General features: G+C 58.5%; 21 protein-coding genes and 1 other RNA gene. 7 read left to right on the top strand and 15 right to left on the bottom strand.

Features of this window, described 5'->3' with window-relative positions:
* Positions 1 to 186: 186 nt before the first annotated feature.
* Both rnpB and rsmI read right to left on the bottom strand, forming a co-directional pair.
* Positions 187 to 540, bottom strand: an RNA gene (rnpB, locus tag AC1DHT_RS13480) — RNase P RNA component class A.
* 75 nt (positions 541 to 615) lie between these two features.
* Positions 616 to 1,488: a 16S rRNA (cytidine(1402)-2'-O)-methyltransferase gene (rsmI, locus tag AC1DHT_RS13475; protein ID WP_427547195.1), complete on the bottom strand. Its 873-nt coding sequence runs from the start codon at positions 1,486 to 1,488 to the stop codon at positions 616 to 618.
* Positions 1,489 to 1,696: 208 nt separating this feature from the next.
* Between rsmI and AC1DHT_RS13470 the strand changes: the two genes are divergently transcribed.
* The 4 genes from AC1DHT_RS13470 to AC1DHT_RS13455 all read left to right on the top strand — a co-directional run bounded on the left by AC1DHT_RS13470 (position 1,697) and on the right by AC1DHT_RS13455 (position 5,140).
* Positions 1,697 to 3,508: a penicillin-binding protein activator gene (locus tag AC1DHT_RS13470; RefSeq protein WP_427547192.1), complete on the top strand. Its 1,812-nt coding sequence runs from the start codon at positions 1,697 to 1,699 to the stop codon at positions 3,506 to 3,508.
* Positions 3,508 to 3,870 (top strand): YraN family protein, encoded by a 363-nt coding sequence (locus AC1DHT_RS13465; RefSeq protein WP_427534586.1) that lies wholly within the window; start codon positions 3,508 to 3,510, stop codon positions 3,868 to 3,870. Before AC1DHT_RS13470 ends, AC1DHT_RS13465 begins: the two co-directional genes overlap by 1 nt.
* Positions 3,871 to 3,971: 101 nt before the next feature.
* Positions 3,972 to 4,565: a phosphoheptose isomerase gene (locus AC1DHT_RS13460; protein WP_007904374.1), complete on the top strand. Its 594-nt coding sequence runs from the start codon at positions 3,972 to 3,974 to the stop codon at positions 4,563 to 4,565.
* Positions 4,562 to 5,140: a BON domain-containing protein gene (locus tag AC1DHT_RS13455; protein ID WP_145015022.1), complete on the top strand. Its 579-nt coding sequence runs from the start codon at positions 4,562 to 4,564 to the stop codon at positions 5,138 to 5,140. Before AC1DHT_RS13460 ends, AC1DHT_RS13455 begins: the two co-directional genes overlap by 4 nt.
* A 52-nt stretch (positions 5,141 to 5,192) precedes the next feature.
* Here AC1DHT_RS13455 and AC1DHT_RS13450 read toward each other — a convergent pair whose 3' ends face one another.
* From AC1DHT_RS13450 to rplM, 7 genes are all read right to left on the bottom strand, one after another.
* Positions 5,193 to 5,606, bottom strand: coding sequence for a ClpXP protease specificity-enhancing factor (locus tag AC1DHT_RS13450; protein WP_427534584.1), 414 nt, complete (start codon positions 5,604 to 5,606; stop codon positions 5,193 to 5,195).
* Positions 5,607 to 5,622: 16 nt separating this feature from the next.
* Positions 5,623 to 6,240, bottom strand: coding sequence for a glutathione S-transferase N-terminal domain-containing protein (locus AC1DHT_RS13445; RefSeq protein WP_477761374.1), 618 nt, complete (start codon positions 6,238 to 6,240; stop codon positions 5,623 to 5,625).
* Between the two features lie 150 nt (positions 6,241 to 6,390).
* On the bottom strand, positions 6,391 to 7,173 hold the full coding sequence (locus AC1DHT_RS13440; RefSeq protein ID WP_427547187.1) for a cytochrome c1: 783 nt from the start codon (positions 7,171 to 7,173) through the stop codon (positions 6,391 to 6,393).
* Positions 7,173 to 8,384 (bottom strand): cytochrome b, encoded by a 1,212-nt coding sequence (locus AC1DHT_RS13435; protein WP_427547184.1) that lies wholly within the window; start codon positions 8,382 to 8,384, stop codon positions 7,173 to 7,175. The genes AC1DHT_RS13440 and AC1DHT_RS13435 overlap by 1 nt, the downstream gene beginning before the upstream one ends.
* Complete coding sequence (gene petA, locus AC1DHT_RS13430; protein WP_019693575.1) at positions 8,384 to 8,977, bottom strand: ubiquinol-cytochrome c reductase iron-sulfur subunit; 594 nt, start codon at positions 8,975 to 8,977, stop codon at positions 8,384 to 8,386. The genes AC1DHT_RS13435 and petA overlap by 1 nt, the downstream gene beginning before the upstream one ends.
* Positions 8,978 to 9,229: 252 nt before the next feature.
* The gene (gene rpsI / locus AC1DHT_RS13425) at positions 9,230 to 9,622 is read right to left on the bottom strand and encodes a 30S ribosomal protein S9 (protein ID WP_002555064.1); all 393 of its coding nucleotides are present in this window, start codon (positions 9,620 to 9,622) and stop codon (positions 9,230 to 9,232) included.
* A gap of 14 nt (positions 9,623 to 9,636) precedes the next feature.
* Positions 9,637 to 10,065: a 50S ribosomal protein L13 gene (rplM, locus tag AC1DHT_RS13420; protein WP_416126365.1), complete on the bottom strand. Its 429-nt coding sequence runs from the start codon at positions 10,063 to 10,065 to the stop codon at positions 9,637 to 9,639.
* A gap of 248 nt (positions 10,066 to 10,313) precedes the next feature.
* Here rplM and AC1DHT_RS13415 point away from each other — a divergent pair, with 248 nt between their 5' ends.
* Positions 10,314 to 11,354 carry an NADP(H)-dependent aldo-keto reductase gene (locus AC1DHT_RS13415; protein WP_427543300.1) on the top strand — a complete coding sequence of 347 codons (1,041 nt, stop codon included), beginning with the start codon at positions 10,314 to 10,316 and terminating at the stop codon, positions 11,352 to 11,354.
* Positions 11,355 to 11,457: 103 nt separating this feature from the next.
* Here the strand turns inward: AC1DHT_RS13415 and AC1DHT_RS13410 are convergent, their stop codons facing one another.
* Positions 11,458 to 12,594, bottom strand: coding sequence for an acyl-CoA dehydrogenase family protein (locus AC1DHT_RS13410; RefSeq protein ID WP_427543297.1), 1,137 nt, complete (start codon positions 12,592 to 12,594; stop codon positions 11,458 to 11,460).
* 242 nt (positions 12,595 to 12,836) lie between these two features.
* Here AC1DHT_RS13410 and AC1DHT_RS13405 point away from each other — a divergent pair, with 242 nt between their 5' ends.
* On the top strand, positions 12,837 to 13,733 hold the full coding sequence (locus AC1DHT_RS13405) for a GlxA family transcriptional regulator (RefSeq protein WP_427531469.1): 897 nt from the start codon (positions 12,837 to 12,839) through the stop codon (positions 13,731 to 13,733).
* Positions 13,734 to 13,908: 175 nt separating this feature from the next.
* On the opposite strand, the gene zapE is transcribed toward AC1DHT_RS13405, so the two are convergent.
* The 3 genes from zapE to AC1DHT_RS13390 all read right to left on the bottom strand — a co-directional run bounded on the left by zapE (position 13,909) and on the right by AC1DHT_RS13390 (position 17,103).
* Entirely contained in the window at positions 13,909 to 15,003 is a 1,095-nt protein-coding gene (gene zapE, locus AC1DHT_RS13400; RefSeq protein WP_054595692.1) for a cell division protein ZapE, read from the bottom strand.
* A gap of 90 nt (positions 15,004 to 15,093) precedes the next feature.
* A complete protein-coding gene (locus AC1DHT_RS13395) occupies positions 15,094 to 16,449 on the bottom strand; it encodes a tryptophan--tRNA ligase (RefSeq protein ID WP_427543293.1) in 1,356 nt (451 codons plus the stop codon).
* A 24-nt stretch (positions 16,450 to 16,473) separates the two neighbouring features.
* Positions 16,474 to 17,103: an alpha/beta hydrolase gene (locus tag AC1DHT_RS13390; protein WP_427543311.1), complete on the bottom strand. Its 630-nt coding sequence runs from the start codon at positions 17,101 to 17,103 to the stop codon at positions 16,474 to 16,476.
* A gap of 146 nt (positions 17,104 to 17,249) precedes the next feature.
* Between AC1DHT_RS13390 and AC1DHT_RS13385 the strand changes: the two genes are divergently transcribed.
* A complete protein-coding gene (locus AC1DHT_RS13385; RefSeq protein WP_427543290.1) occupies positions 17,250 to 17,687 on the top strand; it encodes a Z-ring associated ZapG family protein in 438 nt (145 codons plus the stop codon).
* A 268-nt stretch (positions 17,688 to 17,955) separates the two neighbouring features.
* On the opposite strand, the gene AC1DHT_RS13380 is transcribed toward AC1DHT_RS13385, so the two are convergent.
* Together AC1DHT_RS13380 and AC1DHT_RS13375 are read right to left on the bottom strand one after the other, a co-directional pair.
* Positions 17,956 to 18,684 (bottom strand): YiaD family glycine zipper/OmpA-like lipoprotein, encoded by a 729-nt coding sequence (locus AC1DHT_RS13380; RefSeq protein ID WP_054595688.1) that lies wholly within the window; start codon positions 18,682 to 18,684, stop codon positions 17,956 to 17,958.
* Between the two features lie 116 nt (positions 18,685 to 18,800).
* Positions 18,801 to 19,445 carry an MBL fold metallo-hydrolase gene (locus AC1DHT_RS13375; RefSeq protein WP_427543287.1) on the bottom strand — a complete coding sequence of 215 codons (645 nt, stop codon included), beginning with the start codon at positions 19,443 to 19,445 and terminating at the stop codon, positions 18,801 to 18,803.
* Positions 19,446 to 19,657: the final 212 nt, after the last annotated feature.

The raw sequence follows: 19,657 nt of genomic DNA, 5'->3' as shown, positions 1-19,657 counted from the left end.
CACTACCTGGGTGATGCGACTAACGGTTCAAGCGCTAGCTAATCGGTATTACAAAGCCCTTCTGCCACTGACTCAAGCAGGGAGGGTAATCATTACTGTATTGGAGCCTCTGCCAGGGGTTCAGCAGATGGCCAACCAGTATTACCACGTCCTTCCGCCGAAGATTCAAGCCGAAGGAACAAAAAGGTGGAGAGTCGATCTATAAGCCGGGTTCTGTCTTGAACAGTCATTCGTCTACGATGGCCATCACTGGACATCTTTAGCAACCTACCCGGTCCCAGCGCGGGCCACGCCTTGGGACCCTATTTGGTCTTGCTCCAAGTGGGGTTTACCTAGCCACGAACTGTTGCCAGTCGTGCGGTGCGCTCTTACCGCACCTTTTCACCCTTACCGGCACCGAAGTGCTTAGGCGGTTATTTTCTGTGGCACTTTCCGTAGGCTCACGCCTCCCAGGCATTACCTGGCACTTCGCCCTATGGAGCCCGGACTTTCCTCCCCCCCCTAATTTTCATAGAGGGCAGCGACTGTCCAATCGACTCTCCGCCGCAAAGGTTAACGGCAGAGAGCCCGAAGAACAAGCGATAAAAGCCTTTTGCCGCCCTGCAACCCGCGCGCTTACTCGCTTTTCTGTTTATCCAGGGCCACCTGATAGAGAACGTTCTTGCGCTCACCGGTAATTTGCGCCGCCAACGCCGCAGCACGCTTGAGTGGCATTTCTTCGAGCAGCAGATTGAGAATCCGCATTGCCTCGCTACTCACCGCCTCCTCACTCTCTGGCGCCGACCAGCCGGACACCAACACCACACACTCGCCGCGCTGCTGATTGCTATCGTTCTCGACGAATGCCCGCAACTCGGCCAACGGCAACCCCTTGAGGGTTTCGAAGGTTTTGGTCAGCTCGCGAGCGAGCAGCGCCGGACGCTCCGGACCGAATACCAGTTCCATGTCCTGCAAGCACTCGAGGATCCGGTGTGGCGCTTCGTAAAAGATCAACGTACGCGGCTCTTCCTTTATCGACTCCAGACGCGCACGTCGCCCCACCGCCTTCGCCGGCAAAAAGCCTTCGAAGATGAACCGGTCGGATGGCAACCCTGCCGCAGACAACGCCGCGATCAATGCGCACGCACCGGGAACCGGCACTACATTGATACCTGCCGCCCGCGCCTGACGCACCAGGTGATAACCCGGATCAGAGATCAGCGGCGTTCCCGCATCGGAGATCAGCGCGACATTGTCACCGGCCAGTAAACGCGTGATGAAGCGACTGCCTTCATCGCGCTCATTGTGCTCATGACACGCCGCCAACGGTGTCGCGATCCCGAAATGTTGCAGCAACCGCAAGGAGTGACGAGTATCTTCAGCCGCGATCAACGCCACTTCACGCAAGATTTTCAGCGCCCGCGCACTGATGTCGTCCAGGTTGCCGATGGGCGTCGCCACCACAAAAAGCGAGCCAGCAACGGAATTCAAAGCACCTGGAGCAGTCAAAGCGCACACCTCATGATCGGTAAAACCGGCATTGTAGCGCGTAGAAGTGCCCTGAATGCGCGCAGCGATCATCTTGCTCCACGCCCTTTTGTTGATCGCCGTAACATTTACACGACCTAAATTGAAGGTTTCACGCCAGTAACATCGCGCCCCGGCCAGCGCTTGGGTACAATTCCACGCTAATTTGATCGAGTATCAGGAACATTACATGATCGCTTGCCTGCGGCTGTTCTCTGCCCTCTGCCTCGCTGCCCTGTTGGCGGCTTGCGCCAGCTCGCCCTCCTCCAGCCTTGGCGAACTTCCACGGACTGCGGATGCCAGTATCGAGCAATTGCTCGAACAGGCTGCCACCAGCAAAACACCGGAGAAGGCTGCCCTGTTACGCCTGAGCGCGGCAGACCTGGCTTACCGCCAAGGTAATGCCGGCCAGTCTGCACAAATCCTTCAGCAGGTCCCGATGGACCAGTTGAAACCCGGCCAACAGGTGTATGCCAGCACCCTGGCCGCCGAACTGGCGCTGACTCGTAACCAGCCCAAGGCAGCACTGACCGCCTTGAGCCATCCGAGCCTGCAACACCTGAGCGAGATGCCAGTCGAGCAGCAAGTGCGCACCGGCACCGTCCATGCCCGCGCCCTTGAAGCCGACGGCCAGACCCTGGCCGCCGCCCGCGAACGCATCTTTATTGCCCCACTGCTCAAGGATGACGCGGCCAGCAAAAACCACGAGGCAATCTGGGCGCTCATTTCGTCCCTGCCGACCGATCAACTGCAACCCATCACCACCGACGATCTCGGCGGCTGGATGAGCCTGGCCGTGGCGGTGAAAAACGCCGCTACGCTGGAACAGCAACAGGCCGCTATCGACAACTGGCGCGCACAGCACCCTAAACACCCCGCTGCACTGGTGCTGCCACTGCCTTTGACCAAGCTCAAGGAACTGGCCAGCCAACCGCTCAGCAAGATCGGCCTGCTGCTTCCGCAAGACGGTCCTCTGGCATCGGTCGCCAAGGCACTGCGCGAAGGGTTCCTGGCCGCTCACTACCAGGCCCAGCAAGCCGGGCAGAAGCCGCCCGCCATCGAGTTCTACGACAGTTCGCACCTGACGTCGCTGGATGACTTCTATCGCAAGGCACAAGCCGACGGCGTGCAACTGGTCATCGGCCCGCTGGAAAAACCGCTGGTCAAACAACTCAGCACTCGCCCGCAACTGCCGATCACTACGCTGGCGCTGAACTACAGCGAAGGCGAACAAGGTCCGGCCCAACTGTTCCAGTTCGGCCTGGCTGCTGAAGACGAAGCCCGCGAGGTTTCCCGTCGCGCACGCGCCGACGGCCTGCACCGCGCTGCTGCCCTGGTACCGAAAGGCGAATGGGGCGATCGCGTGCTTAAAGCCTTCCGCCAGGACTGGGAAGCCAACGGCGGCACCGTCATTGGTATCGAACGCGTTGATCAGCCGGTAGCCCTGGCTCAGCAAATCGCCGACCTGTTCCAGCTGCGTCAGAGCGAAGGTCGCGCCAAGAGCCTGCAAAGCACCGTAGGCTCGCAGGTCGCTGCACAGCCTTCGCGCCGTCAGGACATCGAGTTCATTTTCCTCGCCTCGACACCGCAGCAAGCCCAACAGATCAAGCCAACGCTGAACTTTCAATACGCAGGTGACGTACCGGTTTACGCCACCTCCCACGTATTCAGCGCCAGCGGCGACCAGAACCAGTACAACGACATGAACGGCGTTCGCTTCTGCGAAACCCCGTGGCTGCTGGACGCCAACGACCCGCTGCGCAGACAAGTGACCGCTCAATGGCCACAAGCTGCGGGCAGCCTGGGCCGCCTCTACGCAATGGGCGTCGACGCCTATCGCCTGGCGCCACGCCTGGGCCAACTCAAGGCACTGCCAGACAGCACCATCGAAGGTCAGTCAGGCACCTTGAGCATGACCTCGTCGCAACGCATTCAACGTCAGCTGCCGTGGGCACAGTTCATCAACGGCCAGGTTCAACGCCTGCCTGACACGCCACGCTGATGCCCGACAGGTCACGCCAACAAAGCGGTCGAGATGCTGAAAGCCAGGCGCTCAAGCATCTCCAGCAACAAGGTCTGCGCCTCCTGGCGCAGAACTGGTTGTGTAAACGCGGCGAGCTTGATCTGGTCATGCTTGATGGCGATACAGTAGTATTCGTCGAAGTCCGCTACAGACAAAACACCCAATGGGGTGGCGCGCTCGGCAGCATCGATGCGCGCAAGCGTCAGAAATTGATACTCGCCGCGCAGTATTTTCTGCAGCGCGAGTCGCGCTGGGCCAACTCCCCCTGCCGTTTCGACGTGGTTGCCATAGACGGCAACGCGGCTCATTTGAACTGGCTAAGGAACGCCTTTGACAGCTGACTGCTCAAAGACAAGGCCGATCTTCACTCAACACTTTTGCTCTTTGCTTTGCGGGCTGCACATTGCTGTGCCACCAAGCCGCGCTACTTAAGGTCACACAGATGGACATGCAATCGCGAATTCGCCAGCTTTTTCAGGCCAGTATCGATACCAAGCAACAGGCGATGGACGTACTTGCACCGCACATCGAGCAAGCCAGCCAAGTGATGGTCAACGCCCTGCTCAACGAAGGCAAAATGCTCTCGTGCGGCAACGGCGGTTCAGCCGGTGACGCACAACACTTCTCCTCCGAGCTGCTCAACCGCTTCGAGCGCGAACGCCCGAGCTTGCCGGCGATTGCACTGACGACCGACAGTTCGACGATCACCTCGATCGCCAACGACTACAGTTACAACGAAATCTTCTCCAAACAGATCCGCGCGCTTGGCCAACCCGGCGACGTGCTGCTGGCGATTTCCACCAGCGGCAACTCGGCGAACATTATTCAAGCGATCCAGGCCGCACATGATCGCGAAATGATTGTCGTAGCATTGACTGGACGCGATGGCGGCGGCATGGCATCACTGTTATTGCCCGAAGACGTCGAAATACGCGTCCCGGCCAATGTCACCGCACGTATCCAGGAAGTCCACCTGCTGGCGATCCATTGTCTTTGCGACTTGATCGACAGCCAATTGTTCGGGAGTGAAGAATGACCCTTAATCGCCTTGGCCTTCTGGCCTTGACTCTAAGCCTGGGCATCAGCGGCTGCACCTCGGTACTCACCGCGACCCGCGACGCCCCCATTGAAGACGATCGCGGCACTCGCACCTTCGGCAGCAAGATCGACGACTCCCTGATCGAAACCAAGGTCGGCGTGAACGTGGCCAAGGCCAGCCCGGACCTGGATAAAGGCTCGCGCATCATCGTCACCAGCTTCAACGGTGTGGTACTGCTCGCCGGACAAACGCCACGCCCCGACCTCAAGGAACTGGCCGGACAAGCCGCTGCTGCAGTTCAGCGGGTAAAGACCGTGCACAACGAACTGCAAGTGATGCAGCCTTCGTCGATACTGGCCCGCAATAACGATGCCTGGCTGACCACCAAGATCAAAACCCAGATGCTCGCCGACGCCAGCATCCCGGGCTCGCGCATCAAGGTCGTGACCGAGAACGGTATCGTCTACCTGCTGGGTCTGCTGACCAAACAGGAAGCCGACCAGGCCACCAACCTGGTGCAGGGTGTTTCTGGCGTACAGAAGATTGTGAAGCTGTTCGAGTACATCGACTGATCTACAGCTCCTGCGTAATAAAAAAGGCGATCCTTGCGGATCGCCTTTTTTATTACTTCACTACCTTCAAGCTTGGCCGGCCGCTAGGTCGCGGCGGCTCGCTGTCGGGTGGTGGAAGATCATCATCCGGCTCGAGCTCTTCCTCGTCTTCCATAGGCGATTCCAGATCGAACACCATGCCCTGACCGTTTTCCCGGGCATAAATGCCGAGGATCGCAGCGATAGGCACGTACAGCGTATGCGGCACACCACCGAAACGCCCTTCAAAGCTGACCGCATCGTTATCCATGTGCAGATGACGCACTGCCGCAGGCGATACGTTCAGGACAATCTGTCCGTCGCTGGCGAAGCCTTGCGGCACCTGCACCGACGGATACTCGGAATTGACCAGCAGGTGCGGGGTGCAATCGTTGTCCACAATCCACTCATAGAGCGCGCGGACCAAATAAGGTCGACTGGAGTTCATAGCGGCTCCTTAAGCCTTAGCGCATATCGCGTTCGACACCAGACAGACTCGCCTGGAAAGCCTCACGCGCAAACTGACGCTCCATGTAATCAAGCAGCGGCTTGGCAGGCCGCGGCAGTTCAATACCCAGAATCGGCAAACGCCAGAGTATTGGCAGTAGGCAACAATCCACCAGACTTTGTTCCTCACTCAAGAAAAACGGCTTGTCGGCGAACAGCGGCGAAACGCCCGTCAGGCTTTCACGCAATTCCTTGYGAGCCTGCACACGCGCTGGCTCCTTGGTTCGCGAATCCAGAATCAGATCCACCAGAACACACCAGTCACGCTGAATACGGTGAATCAGCAGACGGCTGTTGGCACGCGCTACCGGATAAACCGGCAGCAACGGTGGATGCGGGTAACGCTCATCCAGATATTCCATCACCACGGTCGACTCCCACAACGCCAGGTCACGATCGACCAGGGTGGGCAAGCTGCCGTAAGGGTTCACTTCGATCAGCTTTGGCGGCTGACGGCCCGCCTCCACACTGATGATCTCGGCGCTGACACCCTTCTCTGCCAGTACGATACGCACTCGGTGGGAATAGTGGTCGGCGGGGTCGGAGTAACAGGCCAACCGATTGGTCACGCCCATGGCGGTCCTCCTCGCTTGTAGAAATTATCGGGAGCGGAAAAACGAGCGCGCCCAGAGGGCGTCTCCCGTAACGCCTGGATGACCAGACTCGTTACACGTTCAGAGACGCCCTTGGGCGCGCGCGATTAACAGCAATTGCTTAAAGCTTTATCAATGCACGTCTTTCCAGTATTCACGCTTGAGCAAGTAAGCGAATACGAAGAAGAACGCCAGGTACAGCAACACATAGGTACCGATGCGCTGATGCTGCAGCTTCACCGGGTTGGCCGAATAGGCCAGGAAGGTCACCAGATTCTTGACCTTCTCGTCGAACTGCTCTTCGTTCAGAGCACCGGTTTTTGGCACGATGGTCAGCTGATCGCACGCTTCATGAGTCAGCGGTGTGCCGGTCAGAGGATCATACTGCTTCTTGCCGCTTTCGACGATTTGAACTTGTTTGCAGCCTACCACCTGACGACCCTGCAGGCCGCCCAGAACGTTAGGCATACCGACGTTCGGGAACACCTTGTTGTTCACACCCCAAGGACGACTCGGGTCTTCATAGAACGACCGCAGGTAGCCGTAGAGCCAGTCAGTGCCACGAACGCGAGCCACCAGCGTCAGGTCGGGCGGCGCAGCGCCGAACCAGGACTTGGCGTCTGCCGGCTGCATGCCGATGCTCATGTGGTCACCGATCTTGGCGCCCGTGAACACCAGGTTCTTCAGCATCAGATCGTGAGGAATCCCCAGATCGTCGGCAACGCGCTCATAGCGCTGGAACTTGGCACTGTGGCACCCCATGCAGTAGTTGGCGAACGTACGCGCACCATCTTGCATTGCCGCTTTATCGGAGACGTCGATATCGACTTTTTCGAGCTCTGGACCACCGGACTCGGCCGCGAAGGACAAGACAGGCAGTGCAGCAAGAATCAGTACAGCAAATAGCTTTTTCATCAGCCAGTCACCCTTTCCGGAACCGGTTTGGTCTTCTCGAGCCTGGTGTAGAACGGCATCAGAATGAAGTAGGCGAAGTACAGGAAGGTACAGACCTGCGACAGCAATGTACGTTCCGGAGTAGGCGCCATGACGCCCAGCCAGCCAAGAATCACGAAGGAGATGCAGAACACCCAGAGCCAGATCCTGCTCAACCAGCCCTTGTAGCGCATGGACTTGACCGGACTACGGTCAAGCCAGGGCAGGACGAACAGCAAGGCAATCGAAGCACCCATGGCGACAACGCCCAGGAGCTTGTCCGGAATCGCACGCAGAATCGCGTAGAACGGGGTGAAGTACCAGACCGGGGCAATGTGTACCGGGGTCTTGAAGGCGTTCGCCACTTCGAAGTTCGGCTTCTCGAGGAAGTAACCGCCCATTTCCGGGAAGAAGAACACGATCGCGCAGAAGATGAACAGGAACACCACCACGCCGACGATATCCTTCACGGTGTAGTACGGGTGGAAGGCAATGCCGTCCAGCGGTACGCCGTTTTCGTCCTTGTGTTTCTTGATGTCCACGCCGTCCGGGTTGTTCGAGCCGACTTCGTGCAGCGCCAGAACGTGCAGCACCACCAGACCGAGAATCACGATCGGCAAGGCCACGACGTGCAGGGCGAAGAAGCGGTTCAGGGTGATGCCCGAAATCAGGTAGTCACCACGGATCCATTGGGTCAGGTCGTTGCCGATGACCGGGATCGCACCGAACAGCGAGATGATCACCTGGGCGCCCCAGTAGGACATCTGACCCCACGGCAGCAGGTAGCCCATGAAGGCTTCAGCCATCAGTGCCAGGTAGATCAGCATGCCGAAGACCCATACCAGCTCACGCGGCTTCTGGTACGAACCGTAGAGCAGGCCACGGAACATATGCAGGTAAACCACGATGAAGAACGCCGAAGCGCCGGTGGAGTGCAGCAGACGCAGGATCGAGCCGTACTCGACGTCACGCATGATGTATTCGACGGAGGCGAATGCTTCTTCCGCCGACGGGGTGTAGCTCATGGTCAGCCAGACGCCGGTTACGATCTGGTTAACCAGAACCAACAGCGCCAGGGAGCCAAAGAAATAGAAGAAGTTGAAGTTCTTCGGGGCGTAGTACTTGCTGAGATGGTCTTCCCACATTTTAGTGGCAGGAAAGCGCGCATCAACCCAATCCATGAACTTGCTCATCACGCTTTCTCCGTATCGACGCCGATGACAATAATGTCGTTCGACTCATAGGAATGCGGGGGAACTGGCAGATTCAAAGGCGCAGGTTGCGACTTGAAGACGCGGCCAGCCAGATCGTAGTGGGAACCGTGGCAAGGGCAGAAATAACCACCTACCCATTTAGGGCCAAGATCGGCAGGCGCTACTTCTGGACGGAAGGTCGGAGAGCAACCCAAGTGCGTGCAAATACCGATCAGCAGCAGAACTTCCGGCTTGATCGAGCGCGTCTTGGGGTCCACGTAAGTTGGCTGTACCGAATTCTTGGAGTCTGGATCAGAGAGGTCACCCTCGATCTTTGCAAGATTCCCCAAAATCTCCTGCGTACGGCGGACGATGAATACCGGCTGACCGCGCCATTCAGCAATCATTTGCTGACCTGGTTCGATTTTGCTGACATTCACTTTCACCGGTGCACCTGCGGCTTTCGCCTTGGCACTGGGAAACCATGACCCCACGAACGGGACCGCAGCCCCCACCGCTCCTGCAGCACCCACCACGGATGTGGCTGCTACCAAGAAGCGACGCCGGCCTGCATTCACGCCGTCATTGCTCATTCAGTCCTCTCCCATCAGCTTTGTGGCCTGTTAAATCAGGCATCTACTAAGTAAAAATCTGAACTTATAAAAATTTTGCAGAATGGTAATGAAAAGCCCCAGTTCTGACAAGGTAATTACCATCCGGGGTCAGCGCCAAGCCTTGTAGTATAGGGGCTCTACGGATGTGGCAAGTTGTCACATCATAAATCTTTAAGCAAAAAAAACGCCCAGCTCCGCGAGGAGACTGGGCGCTTTGAACGCGAAAGCGAATTAACGCTTCGAGTACTGCGGACGCTTACGCGCTTTACGCAGACCAACTTTCTTACGTTCAACTTCACGTGCGTCACGAGTAACGAAGCCCGCTTTGCGCAGAGCACCGCGCAGAGTTTCGTCGTACTGCATCAGAGCGCGAGTGATACCGTGGCGGATTGCGCCAGCTTGACCACTTACACCACCACCGATCACGGTGACGTAGATGTCGAACTTCTCGACAGTCTCAGTCAATTCCAGCGGCTGACGAACTACCATGCGGGCAGTTTCGCGACCGAAGAAATTATCCAGGGAGCGGTTGTTGATGGAGATGTTACCAGTGCCCGGACGCAGGAAAACGCGTGCGGTTGCGGTCTTGCGACGGCCAGTGCCGTAATTTTGAGTCGCCGACATAATGAACTATTCCGTTAAAACTTCAGTTCTTGGGGCTGCTGAGCAGTATGAGGGTGAGCAGCGCCCGCATAGACTTTCAGCTTACGATACATGTCGCGACCCAGCGGGTTCTTAGGCAGCATGCCTTTGACCGCGGTCTCGATCACGCGCTCAGGGGCTTTAGCGATCAGCTTTTCGAAGTTGATCGACTTGATGCCGCCCGGGAAACCGGAGTGGGAGTAGTAGATTTTGTCGGTGGTTTTAGCACCGGTCACACGAATCTGCTCGGCATTGATAACGACGATGTAGTCGCCGGTGTCAACGTGAGGAGTGTACTCAGCCTTGTGCTTGCCACGCAGACGGCTCGCGATCTCGGTGGCCAGACGACCCAGGGTCTGACCAGCAGCGTCGACGACAAACCAGTCGCGCTTTACTGTTTCCGGTTTAGCAGTAAAAGTTTTCATTCTTTATAGCCTCAGGGGCCGCCCTGTAAATTTAGACGGCGGATCTTACTGAATAGTGCGTACTTTGACAAGTCAAAGGCAGCCGGGTACAGACGCTATCGGGGGCTCGGGTCGGCGCGTCCGTTCAACGGCAAGATTCTTCGGCAGGCGGCGCATCACTTCCACTGCAGAAAGAGGTGCGCAATTATGCAGATTGCGAAAAAAAATTCAACCTGCTTTTATGATTGTTTTCCCCCAAGGACTACCCGATGGACTATCGACAGCTGGGCCGTACCGATCTGAACGTGAGCGCAATCTGCCTCGGGACCATGACCTGGGGCGAGCAAAACAGCGAGGCAGAGGCTTTCGCACAGATTGAACGGGCCAAGAGCGCCGGGATCAATTTCATCGACACCGCCGAAATGTACCCGGTGCCACCCAAAGCCGAAACCTACGCCACCACCGAGCGCTACATCGGCAATTACTTCAAGAGCCGTGGAGATCGAGCCGACTGGATTCTGGCGAGCAAGATCGCCGGCCCCGGCAACACCATCGACTACATTCGCGGTGGCCACCTCAAACACAACCGCGAACACATCGTCCAGGCCCTGGACGCCAGCCTCAAGCGCTTGCAGACCGACTATATCGATCTCTACCAACTGCACTGGCCGGAACGCAGCACCAATTTCTTCGGGCAACTGGGCTACACGCACAAGAGCGAAGTCAACCTGACCCCGCTGGAAGACACTCTCGAGGCACTCGACGAACAGGTCAAAGCCGGCAAGATCCGCCACATTGGCCTGTCCAACGAAACGCCGTGGGGCACCATGAAGTTCCTCGCGCTGGCCGAAGCCCGCGGCTGGTCGCGTGCGGTGTCGATCCAGAACCCCTACAACCTGCTCAATCGCAGCTTTGAAATCGGTCTGTCGGAAATCGCCATCCGCGAACAATGCGGACTGCTCGCCTATTCGCCGCTGGCGTTTGGTTTTCTGTCCGGCAAGTACGAAGGTGGGGCGCGCCCGGCAAACGCTCGCCTGAGTCTTTACAGCCGCTTCAGCCGCTACTTCAACCCGCAGTCGGAAGTCGCGTGCAGCCGTTACGTGGCGCTGGCCCGTGAACACGGCCTGGACCCGGCACAAATGGCCCTGGCGTTCGTGACCCGGCAATCGTTCGTCACCAGCAACATCATTGGCGCGACCACGCTGGAACAGCTGGACAGCAACATTGCCAGTTTCGACCTGAAACTGTCGGATGAAGTGCTGGCGGGGATCGAGGCGATTCACAAGGATCACCCGAACCCGGCGCCTTGATCGACTCATAAACCCCATCGCAAGCAGGCTCGCTCCCACAGGGATTACGCTGTACCTGTGGGAGCGAGCCTGCTCGCGATGGCGTCCGCCCAGTCACCTCCGGTCAAAGCGACCGCGCGATGATCTCTTTCATGATTTCATTGGTCCCGGCATAAATCCGCTGCACCCGCGCATCCGCCCAGGCCCGGGCGATCGGGTATTCCCACATGAAACCGTAACCGCCATGCAGCTGCACGCACTCGTCGAGCACCTTGCATTGCAGGTCGGTGCCCCAGTATTTGGCCATCGCCGCCGTTGGCACATCGAGCTTGCCTTGCAGGTGCAGCTCCAGGCAGCGGTCGACGAAGACCCGGCCAATCTGAATCTCCGTGGCCATCTCTGCCAGTTTGAAGCGGGTGTTCTGGAAATCTGCAATCGCCTTGCCGAACGCCTTGCGCTCGCGGGTGTAATCCAGGGTCCACTTCAACGCTGCCTCGGCTGAAGCCAGACCGCCGATGGCAACCGTCAGACGTTCCTGCGGCAATTCCTGCATCAGATAGGCGAAGCCCATCCCAGCCTGGCCCAAGAGATTTTCCTTGGGCACACGGACGTCCTGGAAGAACAGCTCCGAGGTGTCCTGCGCTTTCATCCCGACCTTCTCCAGGCGCTTGCCCTTTTCGAAGCCCGGGGTGTTCGCTTCCACCAGAAACAGACTGGTGCCCTTGGCCCCGGCCTTGGGATCAGTCTTGGCCACGACAATCACCAGGTCCGCGAGAAAGCCGTTGGTGATGAAGGTTTTCGAACCGTTGATCACATACTCGTCGCCCTCCAGCACCGCTGTGGTTTTCACCCCTTGCAGGTCGGAGCCGGCGCCTGGCTCGGTCATGGCAATCGCGGTAACCATTTCGCCGGAGACCAGTTTCGGCAGGTATTTGTGCTTCAGCGCTTCGCTGCCGTAATGCAGGATGTACGGCGCCACGATGTCCGAATGCAGGGAGAAGCCGATACCGGTCAACCCCAGTCGCCCCACCTCTTCGATCACCACCGCGCTGTAGAGGAAGTCCGCATCGAACCCACCGTACGCTTCCGGCAGATGAGAACAGAGCATCCCCGCCTCCCCCGCCTTGTTCCACAGCGCGCGGTCGATATGCCCCTGTTTTTCCCACTGCGCATGAAACGGCACGGCTTCTTTTTCGAGGAAGGTTCGTACGCTGTCGCGAAACAGTTCGTGCTCGGAACTGAACAAGGTTCTGGGGATCATCGGGGCACCTGTGGTTATTGTTGATCGCAAATGAACCCTGAGCCTAAGCCTCCCGTTGATAACAGGACACTGGACACATCAGACAAAAAATAAGACGATCCAGCCGCTTGGTGACCACTTTCCCCTATAAGAATAAATTGAATATGTCTATCCAACTCTCCACGCCCCTGCGGCGCGTCAGCATTCTGGCTATCGACCGGGTTTTTGCATCCACCCTCATGCAAGCCAAGGATTTCTTCCATCTGGCCAGCCTGCGTTACGGCAAACAACTGGGCCACGGCCTGACCCCGGTGTTCGAAACCCGCCTGGTCAGCCCCGACGGCAAACCGGTCAACAGCTTCAGCGATGTGATCATGCCGGTGGATGGCGGCCTGGAAAACGCCGACATCATCATCCTCCCGGCGTTCTGGGACGATTTCGACACCCTCTGCAAACGTTATCCACAGGTGCTGCCGTGGCTGCGCGAGCAACACGCACGCGGCGCGGTACTCTGCGGCGAAGCCACCGGGGTGTTCTGGCTCGCCGAGGCCGGCCTGCTCGATGGCAAGGAAGCGACCACCTACTGGCGCTTCTTCAACGCCTTCGAAGAGCGCTTCCCCAACGTTCAGCTCAATCAGGACAAGCACCTGACCGACGCCGACAACCTGTACTGCGCCGGCGGCACCACCTCGGCCTGCGACCTCTACATTTACCTGATCGAGCGCTTCTGCGGGGCCAACGTGGCCCAGGCCGTGGCCCGCGACATTCTGTATGAAGTGCAGCGCAGTTATTCACCCGGGCGTATCGGTTTCGGCGGGCAGAAGCTGCATCAGGATGTGATCATCCTGCAAATCCAGCATTGGCTCGAAGAGCATTTTGCCGACAAGTTCCGCTTCGAAGACGTCGCCCGCGAGCACGGCATGAGCATCCGCAACTTCATGCGGCGCTTCCAGACCGCCACTGGCGACAAACCGCTGCACTACCTGCAACGCCTGCGCATCGAAACCGCCAAGGGCTTGTTGTCCGCCAGCCGTAAAAGCATCAAGACCATCAGCTACGAAGTCGGCTACGACGACGCGAGCTTCTTCGCCCGGCTATTCCGCCAGCACACCGAGCTGTCGCCGAACCAGTATCGGCAGCAGTTCCAGCAGGCCGCGTAAACCAAGGGCCAACACAGCCCCCCTGTGGGAGCGAGCCTGCTCGCGATTGCGGTCTGACATCCAACATCGATGTCGACTGGCACTCAGTCATCGCGAGCAGGCTCGCTCCCACACCGGGATCTTCAGCGTATAAAAAAGGCCTGCATTGCAGGCCTTTTTTATTTTCCGAAATGTCCTACGGCTTGTGCGCCCGCGCCAGGAACTCATGGGACTGCATTTCCAGCAGACGGCTGAGGGTGCGCTGGAACTCGAAGTTCAGGCGACCGCCGGTGTAGAGGTCTTTCAACTCGACTTCAGCGGAAATGATCAGCTTGACGTTACGGTCGTAGAACTCGTCGACCATGTTGATAAAACGTCGGGCGATGTCGTCGGTGGTGACACTCATCTGCTCTACGCCGCTGAGCAACACGGCGTGGAAGATCTTGCCGAGTTCGATGTAGTCGTTCTGGCTACGCGGGCCGTCGCACAGTTCGCGAAAGTCAAACCAGGCCACGTCGTCGCACGTACGCACGGCACGGATCTCACGGTTCTCGATGATCAGCACATCGTTTTCGATGGCCTGAGTGCATTCCGGCGTGAGTGCGCGGAAGCTTTTGCGCAGGCTCTCGTGGGACGCTTCGTCGAGCGGGGAGTGAAACAGTTCGGCCTGCTCAAGGTGACGCAGACGATAGTCGACGCCGCTGTCGACGTTGACGATGTCGGTGTTCTGCTTGATCAGCGCGATGGCTGGCAGGAAACGCGCACGTTGCAGGCCGTCCTTGTACAGACCGTCCGGCACGATGTTCGAGGTCGCAACCAGCGTCACGCCGTTCTTGAACAGCTCTTCCATCAAGGTGCCGAGGATCATCGCGTCGGTGATGTCGGACACGAAGAACTCATCGAAACAGATCACCCGCGCTTCGTCGGAGAAACGCTTGGCGATGATGGTCAGCGGGTTTTTCTCGCCGCCGAGGGTCTTCATCTCTTCGTGCACGCGCTTCATGAAGCGGTGGAAGTGAGTGCGGACCTTTTCCTTGAACGGCAGCGCTTCAAAGAAGGTGTCGACCAGGTAAGTCTTACCGCGACCTACGCCGCCCCAGAAGTACAGGCCCTTGACCGGCGCCTGGTCTTTCTTGCCAAACAGCTTGCCGAGCAGGCCCGGTTTGTTCTGCGAGGCCGCGACCAGATCGTCGTACAGGCGCTGCAAATGGCGCACGGCAGTTTCCTGCGCGGCGTCATGGAAGAATTCCGGGCGTTTCAGATCAGCTTGATATCGTTCTAGGGGCGTCATAATTCGTTAGCAAGGCAACAAAAACGGGCCGACACTGTAGCGACGACCCTTGAGAATGGCAATCAGCCCTTGGTCGGGCCGAACCGTTGATTATTCCTGAACAGGCGTCAGCGCAACCCGCAAGGTGTCAATGGCGACATCCCGCGCGGTGCTGTCAGCGAAGGCCGGGCTGTCGGCGACGCACTCGCCTTCGAGCCAGACGCTGAAGCTCAGGTCTTCGCTGCGAACATCCAGCGCCTGGCCGGATTGCAGTTGCTTGGTCACCTGGCCGGCGGTTTTGCCGTCAGCGAAGTTGCGCGACAACAGCAGTTGCTCGCCATCAGCGGCCAGCAGGCGGAAACGGAAGCTGCCGTCGTCTTCACGGAAGCTGACGAAACGCGCGGCTTTCGCGGCTTTCTTCTTGGTGGTGGCCGCCACTTGCGTCTGCTTGACGAAAGACCGCAGGCCGACCGCTTCACGCAGCTCGTTGAGGAACGGCGTGGCCACGGCGCGAGCCTTGGCGGCACCGTGCTGCAGAATGTCTTCGAGGTCTGCCGGGCGTTCGATCAGTTGGTAGTAACGCTCGCGGGACTCGCCCAGTTCGTTATCGAGCAGTTGGAACAGACGATTCTTCGCCTCGCCCCAACCCAGGCCCTGCAACAGTTCGCTGCGGAACTCGTCGGCCTGCGCCGCAGTGGCGAAAGCCTGGAACAGGGTGAACAGGTGCGAATTGTCCGGATCCTTGGCTTCGCCCGGTGCACGGGAGTCGGTGACGATCCGCGAAATCGCGTCCTTCATCTCTTTGGCGCTGGAGAACAACGGAATGGTGTTGTCGTAGCTTTTCGACATCTTCCGGCCATCGAGGCCCGGTAGCGTGGCGACGCTTTCTTCGATCAGCGCCTCGGGCATGGTGAAGAACTCCTTGCCCTGGCCAAACAGGTGGTTGAAGCGCTGGCCGATGTCGCGGGCCATTTCCACGTGCTGGATCTGATCGCGACCGACCGGAACCTTGTGCGCGTTGAACATCAGGATGTCCGCCGCCATCAGCACCGGGTAGCTGTACAAGCCCATGGTGATGCCGGCGTCCGGGTCTTCACCGGCTTCGACGTTCTTGTCCACCGAGGCCTTGTAGGCGTGCGCACGGTTGAGCAGGCCCTTGGCGGCAACGCAAGTCAGCAGCCAGGTCAGCTCAGGGATTTCCGGGATGTCGGACTGGCGATAAAACGTTACCCGATCCACATCCAGACCACCGGCCAGCCAGGTCGCGGCGATTTCCAGACGCGAGCGCTGGATGCGCAGCGGGTCATCGCACTTGATCAGGGCGTGGTAGTCGGCCAGGAAGTAGAACGAATCGGCATTGCTGTCGCGGCTGGCGAGGATCGCCGGCCGGATCGCGCCGGCGTAGTTGCCCAGGTGCGGGGTGCCGGTGGTGGTGATGCCGGTGAGGATGCGCGTACGAGTAGTCATGGGTAATCGCTTATCAGACTGCAATCAATTCGAAAGGCGCGGCAGGATCAGATCCTTGAGATCGGTCAGCTTGCCGTGAAAAAAGTGTCCGCATTCTGCCACTTTCAGCAGCTCATGGGGGCGATCGAGGGCGTCAGACCAATCGTAAACCAGTTGCGGATCGATGACTTCGTCGGATTCTGGCTGGATCAGCGTCAGTTCGCCGTGCTGCGGCAGCTGATCCTGATCGCCCAGACGCATCACCGCCGGCGCAACCATGAACACGTGCTTGAGCTGCTCGCCCCTGGCTTCCAGGCGTCCGCCGAGGCTGGCCGCAACGAAGCCGCCGAACGAGAAACCGAACAGGGTCATTGGCAAATCAGGGTGTTTGGCGCGAAACCATTCAGCCACGGCTTGAGCGTCATCGACTTCGCCGGTGCCCATGTCATGCATGCCGGCGCTCGCGCCGACGCCACGGTAATTAAATCGTAATGTGATCAAACCGGCATCGCGAGCGGTGCGCTGCAAGGTCGAAACGACTTTATTGAGCATGGTGCCGCCCTGCACCGGGTTTGGGTGACAGATCAGCGCCAGGCCACGTGGCTCGGGGGAGTCCAGGTACAAGGCTTCCAGTTGGCCCACCGGGCCATCAATCAATACAGGGGTTTCACGCATAAGCAAGGAAGGAACTCCGTGACCTCTCGAAGGGTCGACTCGTCTAGCTAAAAGTCTGTGCCTGGCATGATTGCGATCTCGTCGCGGTATACAGCGCAGGTCCGAGCCGTTAACGTAAAGCAAAGCCGTTTATAGAGGAAGGACTCGTGGAACACTCGCTCTTAGTTTGGTTGTTGCCGACTCTTGCCCTGGTTGCCGGTGTCGCCATTGGTTTCCTGGTTGCCCGCCTTCTGCCGAATGCCGCGCCTAGCAGCACGCAACGTCAGCTGGATGACATTCAGGAACGTTTTGACAACTATCAGAATGAAGTGATCACCCACTTCAACAGCACCGCAACGCTGGTCAAGAAGCTCACTCAGAGCTATCAGGAAGTGCAAGACCACCTCGCCGAGGGTGCCAACCGCCTGGCCCTGGACGAACAGACTCGCCAACGCCTGCTGGCCGCCCTGCACTCCGAGGCCGCCGTGCAAGCGCCACGGGAACGCCTGACGCCGCCACGCAATCAGGAGCCGCCACGCGATTACGCGCCGAAAATGCCAAACTCCCCAGGCATGCTCGACGAGCATTACGGCTTGAAGAAATAACCCGGTTTCACGCGACATGAAAAAGCCCTCGGACAGGTGATGTCCGAGGGCTTTTTTGTTGCTGGGAGTTTGAGCGCCTGTGCGGGCCTCATCGCGAGCAGGCTCGCTCCCACATTTGATCTTCAGTGGACACAAAATCTGTGCCCTACGCGGCCCAGTGTGGGAGCGAGCCTGCTCGCGATGAGGCCCTAACAGACAAAAAAAAGCCCACCCGATCTGCTGAGAATCGGGCGGGCTTTCTACACCTGGGGTTCAGTCAGGTTTTTTGTTACTGGTACTGCTGACCTTGCTGCTGGGCAGGTTGGCCATACTGCTGACCCGGAATCGCCTTGAGGTTAACCTCTACACGACGGTTCTGCGCCCGACCATTCACATCGCCATTGCTGGCAATCGGGTTATCCGGACCGGCACCACGCGCCGACAGGTTGGCACCGCTCACGCCTTGCGACGTCAGGTAAGTTGCCACGCTTTGAGCACGACGCTGGGACAGGTCCATGTTGTGCTGACGGCTGCCGGTGCTGTCAGTGTAGCCGACGATTTCAATCTGGTTCTGATTGAACTCTTTAAGCGAACCGGCCAGGTTGTTCAGCGGCTGGTAGAAGCTTGGAGCAATGTTCGCCGAGTCGGTACCAAACGTGATGTTGCCCGGCATGATCAGCTTGATCTGATCGCCCTGACGCTGCACTTCAACCCCGGTGTTGGCCATGCTGGCGCGCAGTTTCTTTTCCTGCTGGTCAGCGTAGTAGCCATAACCGGCAGCGGAAGCACCGACAACAGCGGCGCCAATCAGCGCGCCCTTGCCACGGTTGTTGTGGTCGATGGCAGCACCGGCCAACGCACCGGCCAGCGCACCCAGGCCACCGTATTTGGCGGTTTTGCTCATGCCCGTGGAGCCGCTGTCGGCCTGACCCTGGTTGTCATACGGGTTCTGGTTCGCACAGCCAGCCAGCATGGCCACGGCAGTAGCGACAATAATCAAACGACTCGAGGTGAACATGGAGAGCTCCTACTTTTACATTCTGTGGTGCAACGGACGTTGGCAATAGACCCGTGCCGGCGTTGGAACACGGCCTGCAGCAAAAATTCCATCAGGTCGTTCCACAGCCCGGAAAATCAGGCCCGCACAAAAGGATTTTCACGCATTTCATCACCCAGACGAGTATCGGGACCGTGTCCGGTTATGACTGTCTCCTCTTCATCAAGGGTGTACAAACGCTGCTTGATCGAACGCACGATGGTCGCCTGATCACCGCCCCACAAGTCCGTACGCCCTACCCCGCGACGAAACAGCGTGTCGCCGGCAATCAGCAGCTTAGCCTCGGAAAACCAAAAGCTCATGGAACCCGGCGTATGCCCCGGCGTGTGCAACGCCACGCCACAACCGCAAGCCAGCTCTTCATCATCGGCCAACCAACGATCCGGCGACGGCACCGGCGTGTACGGCACACCGAACATCTGGCACTGCATCTCCAGATTGTCCCAAAGGAACTGATCCTCTTTATGCAGGTGCAACGTTGCGCCGGTTTTCTCCTTCAACTGACCCGAGGCCAGAAAGTGATCCAGGTGCGCGTGCGTATGAATGATGCTCACCACCTTCAACCCCAACGCCTCCAGCCGCGCCAGAATCAACTCATGATTGCCACCCGGATCGACAACGATGGCCTTCTTGGTGATCGGATCGCCGATGATCGTGCAATTGCACTGCAAAGGGCCGACGGGAAAGGTTTCGCGAATCAGAGCGGGTTTGGCAGCGTCCATGGGCGTTCCTGAAAAAATGGATCACCTATTCTGGCACAGCCCAACTGTCCCGCCGATTGCTGTCCTGTTACAAACCCGACAACCCGAATGGGGAATGCCGCTCGATTCCGATGACAAGGGATTTCAGGATCGACACGTTCCCCTGTAGCAGCTGCCGAGCCCGCGAGGCTGCGTTCGAGGCGGGCCGCGTTCGGACGAAGTCCTCGCAAACC

This window comes from Pseudomonas sp. 05N432 (assembly GCF_056396945.1).
Note: the sequence above shows the minus strand (reverse complement) of the source record. Positions and strands in the feature narration are given on the sequence as shown.